Here is a 9,696-nt window from a genome sequence, read left to right on the forward strand (position 1 = left end):
AAAGGAATTGATTTAATGCAATCAAGTCTTTTGAGTTACTTCTTTTGTTTGTTTTCTCATACTAAATGAAAAAACTTAGTATTTATGATATAATAAAATGATAAAACCTTAAAATATAGAGGATAAATTATGGTTAAAACATTAGATAGAACAAAAGACATCTTCTTAGATACGATGCTTTTGGGAAATGAAATATTAACGAAAAAAATAAAAACAACTAATAAAACAAAAATTACAGTAGTCTTGGCAGCATATAGAAGTGTTGATAGACTAGAAAGTATTGTAAAAGACATTTTTAATCAAAGTTTTCAAGAATTTGAAATAATAGTAGTTGATGATCTTTCTGATTCTGAGATAGAAGAAGCGGTAGCCGTATTAGATAATAACAAAATTAACTACATAAAAAAACAGCTAGGTTCTAATTCATCAGCGAAAAACTGTGCTTTGGACTTTGCTAAAGGAGAATATGTAGTTTTTGTTGAAGAGAGTTCGAAATTAAAATCAAATTATTTGGAATTACTATTTAATGAAGTATCACAGAAAAATCTTGATATAGCAATGTTAACTAGAAATGGTTATCCAAGCATACTAAATGAAACTGTATCATCAGGACAAACTTATCTTATAGAAGAAATTAAGAGATTAAAAAGTGATTTGAATTATAATGTTACGGCTTGCATGTTTAAAAGAAAATTTTTAGACATCTATAATTTAAGATTTCAAGAAGATATGTTAGCATTAGAAAATTTATATTTTAAACTACGCGTCTTTGATGTTGCGGGTAAAGTAAGTCAAGTAGCAAAAGTTGGTTATAAAGATTTACAAGAAAGTAAATCTATAAGAAATAATGCGATGATTGAAGCTTCAACTAGAAGAATAATGATTGCATTTAATAAAATAGAAGAATTTAAACAAAATAAAAAATATGAGGATAGTTTAAATCTTCTTTGTGGATATCTACTTTTTGATGTATTAAGAATGCAGGAAAATATGTCCGAGGAAATAGAAATATTAGATCTAATAAAATCAAGAAAAAATTATTTTGATAGTGACACATTCATTAATAAAACGATGATATCAATGTCTCCGATAATGTTTGCAAATCATCTTAACAGAAAGGATAGAAGATAATTATGAGGCGAATATTACATAATGTGTTTTCATATGCGTTTATAGCCTTGTTTACAATAGCTTTAACCTGGGCATATGTTGCACCATTTGTCTATGAAAGAATATTAAATCCGTTGGCACTTCTGTTAGGTGTACCAGTGGTTTTCATATTGTTTATTTATGCAGTAAAAAAAGTTTTAGCAACTGATGAAGTTGGATTAAAAAAATACAATAGAATTATAGTGTTAGTATATTTAGTATTTCAGGCGATTATTTTATCTATGGATACACTTAACTTTTCGGATGGTGCAGAAATAGAAAATGAAGCCCACTACATGCTAAACTATGGAAAATTTTCTGGTGAAAGATATTTTCTAGTTTATCCGAATAATATTACACCGACAATTATTTTATACTGGATATATCGTATTGCCGCATTCCTACATATATCAGAAGTGTGGACATTACATATATTCTGTTTCTTAGTAACAACAGCGACAATATTTTTAACATATAAAACAGCTGGAAAATTACTTACAAAACAAAAGCAAACGATAATTTTAGGATTAATGATATTATACATTCCTTTCCAAATGTATAGTTTATTCTATTACTCTGACACATTAATGGTAATTATGGTTGCTTTAATAATATATGTTCTTATACCATCAGATGGAAGTTTTATTTTTAGAACAAAGCATATTGTAGCAGTAGCTATTTTAGTTGCATTTGCATGGAATTTAAGATCTAATATTATTATTATCTTACCAGCGTTAATAGTGTACTTACTATTTTTTAAATGGTATAAAAATTTAGTTCTATTATTAGTGACCTTTGGAATTGCATTTGTATTCTTTGGAAAAGGATTCGATATGCTGTGGGCGCACTATGGATTTTGGAAAGATGATGGCTATAAGTTCCCGATGTTACACTGGGTAATGATGGGAATGAGTATCCAAGGTGGAAGCTATAACTGGCAAGACTTCCAATTTACATATCTTAGTCAAAATAAGATGACAGATGATCTAGGCTTATTCTTTAATAGATTAACTCATAGACCAATCTTCCTTAACTTACTTATGGTAGTTCTTAAAGTAAGAGGAAATTGGAGTGATGGTACTATTAACTATACGAATGGTACACGCGCATTAAGAGATGGTGATGGCTTCTTGTGGCAACTTTTCTATGGAAGTAATAATAGTTTCTTCATATACCTATCGCAAATGATGTATGTTGTGATTATTTTTGGGATGGTATATTACATCTATAAACGTAGAAAAGAATACATTACTTCATGCTTCTTATTCCAAATTATTATCTTCGGGGTATTTATGTTCCATTTAATCTGGGAAGCTAAACCGAGATATGTTTATGCATGGATGCCGATAATTTTCATTCTAGGAGCAAAAGGTATAATACTATTTGCCGAAAGATATGAGACGACTATATTTGATAAATACAAGAAAAAACTTTATATTGCTTTTGGAGTAGTATTTGCTCTTCAAGTAGGAAGCGATAGTTTCTTGAGACCATCTTATTCGATGAACCTAGACTATGACTCACGTGTAATTAACGGTATTAGTATTTATGCAACGGATAATTATTTAAGAGATGGAATAGTTAGAGTAAATAAAGATACAGAGGTAGAACAAACATTTAAAGCTAATCGTAGCTTCAATTATGTTCGAGGATATATCTCTTCATATGATGAGAAAAACAATTCGAAGTATAAAGTAGAGATAATAGATAAAAAAGATAATAAAGTTGTGAGAGAACATGAATTTATTTATCGTGAATTGTATTGGGAAGTACCATTACAAACATATACTCTTCGTTGGTATTTCGATGATCTTCCAGCGGGAGACTATAGTGTAAAATTCTCACAAGTAGAAAGTGATAATAATGGAAGCATAGTTATTTCTAGTGTACCAAATGAAATGATTGATATGTATGAAGCTGGTAAATTATATATTAATGGTGCCGATCAAAATAAAAAAGATCTTTCATTACAAATAGGACATAGATACCAAAAACTTTGGTGGTATTAATGAAATAGAGGAAAATAATATCTTTAATTAAGATAAGAGGCTCATCTTCGGATGAGCCTTTTTTCATATTTAAGAGTAAGGTGGATTTTAATTTAAGTTAAGCTATAGTATAAGGTTAACATAAAGTAGAGGATATATAATATAAATACGAGAGTAACTCGATAAAATTGATTTTTATAAATCACGATTTTTAAGACACTCCCTTTCTCCAAATGACATAGCATATTACTAATTTGCAAACGATTTATTGTCAAAGAAGGTAAAACTATGTTATAATTAGAATACAACATAAAAGGAGCAAATAATTATGGTAAATATTTATGATAAAGCAAATGAATTTGAAAGAGCATTAAGAGAATCTGATGAGTATAAAGCATCATTAGCAGCATCTGAAGAATTATACGCAGATGAAGAAGCTAACGCTTTATATACAGAATTCGTATCAAAACAAAAAGATTTAATGGAATCTGCTCAAGCAGGAAATGAACCTACAGAAGAAGAATTATCAGTATTTGAAGAAATCCAACAAAAATTATTAGGAAATGCTAAATTCTTAGAGTTTGTACAAACTCAACAAAAACTACAATTTTTAATTGAAGATTTAAATAAAGTAATGTACAAACCTTTAGATGAACTTTTCGAAAAATACGGAAATAAATAATAGAAATACAATAAATCCAGGTGTTAGAATGATTCTAACACCTGGATTTTCTATATACATTTAACTTTTATTTATCTTTGTTTTCTTCAACATAATCTATTAATTCTAATGTAAGATCATATCTAAAGAAAGGTGTTATTAGATAAATTCCTTTGAAGTGTTTCAAAGCAACATCTAGTAGTTTTTTACTTTCTTCTAAAGCAATTTTTTGACAAAGTTCTTTGTCATCTTTTACTTCTTCTAATTTAGCTAAGAATTCTTCTGATAACTTGATACCAGGTACCTCATTGTGTAAGAATACAGCATTATTGTAACTAGTAATTGGCATTATACCAACAAAGAATGGTGTATCTGGATAATCAGCGGCAAATTCTGCTAATTGTTCAATTTTTTCAGCTTCAAAGACAGGTTGTGTAATAAAGTAGTCAGTACCTGCTTTAATTTTCTTCTCAACTAAACGTTTTGTTTTACTTAAATCACGAACATTTGGATTATATGCTGCAGCAACTGTGAAGTTTGTAGTCTTTTTCAGAGAAGCCCCGTTATATCCAAGTCCTTCGTTAAGTTGTTTAATGAAAGGAATTAACTTAAGACTAGTCATATCATAGACACTAGTAGCTCCAGGGAAGTCACCAAGTTTACTTGGATCCCCAGTAAGAGCAAGAACATTATTAATTCCAAGAAGATCGAATCCCATTAATCGAGATTGTAACCCGATAAGGTTGTGATCACGACATGTTAGATGCAGAAGTGTAGGGGTAGAAATGTGCTCTTTAAGTAATGTAGCAGCAGCTAAATTACAAATTCGAGTACTAGCTAAAGAATTATCAGCTAAAGTTATAGCTTCGATATTCTTTTTATCTATAGCTTTAGCACCTTCGATAAATTTATCTACATTTAAGTGTTTTGGTGGATCTAGTTCAGCAATTATTGTTACTTGTTTCTTCACTTTATCAACAATTGTTGGTTTATTATTTGCTACTCTAACAAGTTCTTCCTCAGCTGGTAAAGGTGTGATTATTTTTCTTCTGACAGGTTTTAAATCTTTTATTCCTTTTTTAATAGCACGAATATGCTCAGGAGTAGTTCCACAGCAACCACCGATTAATCTTACTCCTTCTTCGACTAGTAACTTAGCACTTTGTTCAAAGTATGCTGAGTTTTTTCTGAAACGATATTCATTACCATTAATTGTTTGTGTTAACTGTAATAAGCTGGCATTAGGATAAGCTGATAGATAGCTTTGTGCGAATAATGGCACTTGTTTTAAACTTTTTATCATATGATAAGGACCTAAATGACAGTTTAATCCAACTATATCAGCACCTAAATTAACAAGTGCGCTTAAAGCATCAGTAACTTTTTCCCCGTTTTGAGTTATACCTGCTTCTAATAATGAAATATTAGTGATAATAGGTAAGTCGGTTAATTTTCTTGTTTCAGTTAAAACAGCACGAATTTCTTCTTGATCATAATAAGTCTCAAAAAGTAATGCATCAATTTTATTTGTTGATAATAATACTTTTACTTGATCAAGTGTTTCGTTAACGATTGTTTCTAATGATAGTTCACATTCACGAAGACCGCGAATAGCTCCAATAGTACCGAAAACAAAAGTATTTTCTCCAGCAGCTTTACGAGCTATTTCAGTAGCGCGAATATTTATTTCTTCAAACTTATCTTCATAACCATAAGTTTTTAGCTGACATTTTTTTGCAGCATAAGTATTTGTTTGAATTATATCTGCTCCAGCTTCGATATAAGCCTTATGTATTTTCTCTACAGAATCTGGATTAGAGATATTATTATATTCATGACAACTTTCCAATCCATTACTATAGAGAGCTGTACCCATAGCTCCATCAGCTACGAGTACATTTTTTTCTAATCTCTCTAGTAAGTTTCTCATATGAACCTCCTATTTAGCGGCAAGTTCACTTCTGATTTCTTTAGTTACCTCAACTAAAACTTCTAATGCTTCGATTGTTTCTTTTTCAGCACGTGTTTTTAATCCACAGTCAGGGTTAATCCAGAATTGTTCTGTAGATAGTTTTTGAAGTGGACGTAAGATGTTTGTACGTACTTCTTCTTTTGTAGGAACACGTGGAGAGTGGATGTCGTAAACTCCTAAACCAATACCTAATGGGTAGATTGCAGTTTCGAATGCAGAGATTAATTCTCCGTGGCTTCTACTAGTTTCGATAGAAATAACGTCAGCATCTAGTGCGCGGATAGAATCGATAATTTCATCGAAGTTAGAATAACACATATGAGTGTGAATTTGTGTATCATCTTGAACTGATGAAGTAGCTAGACGGAATGAGAATACTGCTTCTTCAAGATATTTTTCTTTTTTGTTATCTCTTAGAGGTAATCCTTCACGGATAGCTGGTTCATCAACTTGGATAATTGTAATTCCAGCTTTTTCTAAAAGTTCAATTTCATTTTTAAGAGCGATAGCTATTTGGTTGAAGATTTCTGCTTTAGAAATATCAGTTCTTTCAAATGACCAGTTTAGAATTGTAACTGGTCCAGTTAACATACCTTTAACAGGACGGTTAGTTAAGCTTTGAGCATAAGCAGTTTCTTTAACTGTAACAGCTTCAACGTGTTTTACATCTCCGTAAATGATTGGTGGTTTAACACCACGAGAACCGTATGATTGAACCCAACCGAATTTAGTAGATGCAAATCCAGCGAAACGTTGACCGAAGAACTCAACCATGTCTGTACGTTCGAATTCACCGTGAACTAGTACATCGATGTCAAGATCTTCTTGGATTTTAATCCAACGAGCGATTTCTTCTTCGATGAATTTTTCATATGCTTCATTAGATAATTCACCTTTTTTCCATAGAGCACGTTGTAGACGTACTTGTTTAGATTGAGGGAATGATCCGATCGTAGTAGTTGGTAATAATGGTAAGTTGTATTTTTTGTTTTGAACTTCACGACGAACTTTGTAATCAGATGGACGAGTTGAACGAACATTTTCACTAGATTCTAATTCAAGGTTTCTGAAATCAGCATTTTGTAATTTATTGAAGTCTTCAACGTGTTTTTGGTATGCTGCATCTTCTTTACCATCTAATTTGTTAGCTAGTAAGTTAAGTTCTACTAATTTTTGATCAGCAAATGCTAAACCGTTTAGTAATGTTTCTTCTAATTCAGTTTCATTTTTAGTTGTTACTGGTACGTGTAGTAATGAACATGAAGGTTGAATTACTAATTCAGCAACGTTAGCTTTAATTTCTTCTAATAATGCAGAACTATCTTCGAAATCATTGCTCCATACGTTACGTCCATCAACAACCCCAGCAAATACTTCTTTATTTTTGAATAAACCAGCTTTTACATTAGCTAAGTTTTCTTCTCTACCATGAACGAAGTCTAAACCGAAAGCTACTGGTAAATCAGCAAGTTTTTCAGCTTCTACTAAAGCTTCAAAGTAAGTTTGGAAGATGAATTTAGCATCTACTTCGTTGTTGAAGTGGTTGTATACTTTGTGAGCTAATTCTACGTAGTTTCTACCTTCATCAGTAACAAAGATTGGCTCATCTACTTGGATGTAAGAAGCACCAGCTTCAGCTAATTCTTTAAATACTTGAGTATATAATGGTAATAATTTGTCTACAGCTTTTTCAAATTCTCCTTCAGCTAGACCACTAGATAAAGCAACATATGTAATTGGTCCAGTGATTACTGGTTTAGCTTTATCTCCTACTATTTCTTTTGCTTCTTTATATAAGTCTAATAGACGAGTATTGTTTAATTTAGGGTTAACATTTTCCCATTCTGGTACGATGTAGTGGTAGTTAGTGTTAAACCATTTTTTAAGTGCAGATGCAACATTATCTTTGTTACCACGAGCGATATCGAAGAATAAGTCTACATCAACTTCTCTTCCTTCAAAACGTTGTGGAATAACGTTGAATTGAACTGATAAATCTAAAATGTGATCATAAAGTGAGAAATCACCAACTGGGATAAAATCTAATCCAGCATTTAATTGTTTCTCGATATAAAGACGACGAAGTTTTCCTGCTTCTTCAAATAACTCGTTTTGACGAACTGTACGCGCCCAGTATCCTTCAATTAATTTTTTCCATTCTCTTTTTTCCCCTAAACGTGGGTATCCTAAACTTGAAATTTTTGTCATTATTTTTTCCTCCTGAGATTTTCTCTTTTTGTGTATATTGAATTATAAAAATAAAAAACGCCCTTAAACAATATCTAATATTGTCTAAGGACGTGCGTTTTATACGTGGTACCACCTTATTTTATGGAAAATCTAAAATGATAAATTGAATTTTTTAGTTTTCCACCTCATTAAAATTTTAACGCTATTTTCTGCGTAATTATCTAACTTGTGCTCGATAATTAAAACTCAAAGACCATCTTCAAAAAAACTCATTAATCTCTTTTCAGCTACCGAGACTCTCTGGTGTAAATCCTTTTTTCTACTCATCTTATCCATGTAATAATATATTAATTTGTAAAAATATTTTTTTATTCAGTCTTAAATACGACAAAAGGGTAGTAACACAAGGGACGAAATGACCGTGTTACCACCCAATTTTATAATCTTAAAATAAATTTTAATCTTACCTCAATGATTATTAACGGTTATCAACCGGAACTAACTTATATATACTCATTAGTTCAGCTCTGTGACCATTTACAATACACTCAAATCCTTTTTTTCACCAACCAAAAGGTCTCTAATAATTAAGAAATATTGCTCTTCACTTCTTCGCTTTTTAAAACTGTTAAAGAAATATTAACATAAGATATTTTCTTTGTCAACACTTTTTATTAAAAAAATTAAAAACTTTTTTCGAAATTGTCAGAAATCTAAGGCGAACCATATATATTAGTATATTTTTAAAATAATATTTTTATAATATCTATTTAAGAATTATTTAAACATTTACTAATAGTTAGTTAATATCTATAAGGTATACTGTATTCATCAAACAAAAAGTTTTGGTAATAAAGTATTAATAAGAGGAGAAAAATACAAATGAAGAATAACTTTATGAAATCAGAAAATTTTACAAAATGGGCAATAAGAAAAGTTAGTGTTGGAGTAGTATCAGCAGCAATTGCAAGTGGTATTTTTGTAATTGTAGGAGGTGGAGAAGCTCACGCAAGTGATAAACAATTAGATAAAGCACCAATAGTTGAAACTGTAAAAACGCAGGTAGATGAAAATGTAGTTACTAAACCAACAGAAAAATCTGAATCAGTAGAAACAACAACAGTAAAACCTAAAGAAACTGATAAAACAGTCGAACAACCTGTAGTTGGAACAGATAGAGAAGCTAAACCTGAGGTAACAGAAAATAATATCTTAAGTCTTGCTAAAGATACTGTAGATGCACCAAAAATGGATGCACCAGATATGACTACACACAAAACAACTCCAGTTGAAGTTAAAAAAGCAGTAATGGAAAATACGAAAGATGAAGTTAACGTACCAGCTAAATACCTAGATAAAGCAAACTTCCCTGGACCATTTACAGCGGGTGTAAACCAAGTAATTCCTTATCACTTATTCGCAGGTGATGGAATGTTAACTCGCTTAATCTTAAAATCATCAGACACAGCTCCATGGTCAGATAACGGAACAGCGAAAAATCCAGCTCTTCCACCAGTGGAAAATTTAACAAAAGGATTATACTTCTATGAAGTAGACTTAGCAGGAACACAAGGGAAATCAGATAAAGAATTATTAGATTTACTTAAAGCAAATGGAACACAAAGTTACAAAGCAACAATCAAAGTATACGGTGAAAAAGACGGAAAAGCAGATTTAACAAATGTAGTAGCTACAAAAGATCTAAATGTAAATCTAAATGGATTAACAACTGTTAA

Annotated in this window: 6 protein-coding genes and 2 other annotated features; of the genes, 4 read left to right on the forward strand and 2 right to left on the reverse strand. The window is 30.9% G+C overall.

Annotated elements, in window-relative coordinates:
- The first annotated feature begins 129 nt into the window (after positions 1-129).
- From O3884_RS06220 to O3884_RS06230, 3 genes are all read left to right on the forward strand, one after another.
- Complete coding sequence (locus O3884_RS06220) at positions 130-1,131, forward strand: glycosyltransferase family 2 protein (protein ID WP_371452473.1); 1,002 nt, start codon at positions 130-132, stop codon at positions 1,129-1,131.
- A gap of 2 nt (positions 1,132-1,133) precedes the next feature.
- The gene (locus O3884_RS06225) at positions 1,134-3,158 is read left to right on the forward strand and encodes a glycosyltransferase family protein (RefSeq protein ID WP_371452475.1); all 2,025 of its coding nucleotides are present in this window, start codon (positions 1,134-1,136) and stop codon (positions 3,156-3,158) included.
- 307 nt (positions 3,159-3,465) lie between these two features.
- Entirely contained in the window at positions 3,466-3,819 is a 354-nt protein-coding gene (locus tag O3884_RS06230) for a YlbF family regulator (protein WP_371452477.1), read from the forward strand.
- Between the two features lie 67 nt (positions 3,820-3,886).
- On the opposite strand, the gene O3884_RS06235 is transcribed toward O3884_RS06230, so the two are convergent.
- Together O3884_RS06235 and metE are read right to left on the reverse strand one after the other, a co-directional pair.
- Positions 3,887-5,728 (reverse strand): bifunctional homocysteine S-methyltransferase/methylenetetrahydrofolate reductase, encoded by a 1,842-nt coding sequence (locus O3884_RS06235; RefSeq protein ID WP_371452478.1) that lies wholly within the window; start codon positions 5,726-5,728, stop codon positions 3,887-3,889.
- A 9-nt stretch (positions 5,729-5,737) separates the two neighbouring features.
- Entirely contained in the window at positions 5,738-7,978 is a 2,241-nt protein-coding gene (metE, locus tag O3884_RS06240) for a 5-methyltetrahydropteroyltriglutamate--homocysteine S-methyltransferase (RefSeq protein WP_371452480.1), read from the reverse strand.
- 83 nt (positions 7,979-8,061) lie between these two features.
- Positions 8,062-8,304, reverse strand: a binding site (T-box leader).
- A gap of 59 nt (positions 8,305-8,363) precedes the next feature.
- Positions 8,364-8,582, reverse strand: a binding site (T-box leader).
- Between the two features lie 260 nt (positions 8,583-8,842).
- Between metE and O3884_RS06245 the strand changes: the two genes are divergently transcribed.
- A partial coding sequence (locus O3884_RS06245; RefSeq protein WP_371452481.1) for an SSURE domain-containing protein occupies positions 8,843-9,696 on the forward strand: 854 nt, incomplete at its 3' end.

Origin of the sequence: Gemella sp. 20925_1_85 (assembly GCF_041433735.1) — a bacterium.
Taxonomy (GTDB): Bacteria; Bacillota; Bacilli; order Staphylococcales; family Gemellaceae; genus Gemella.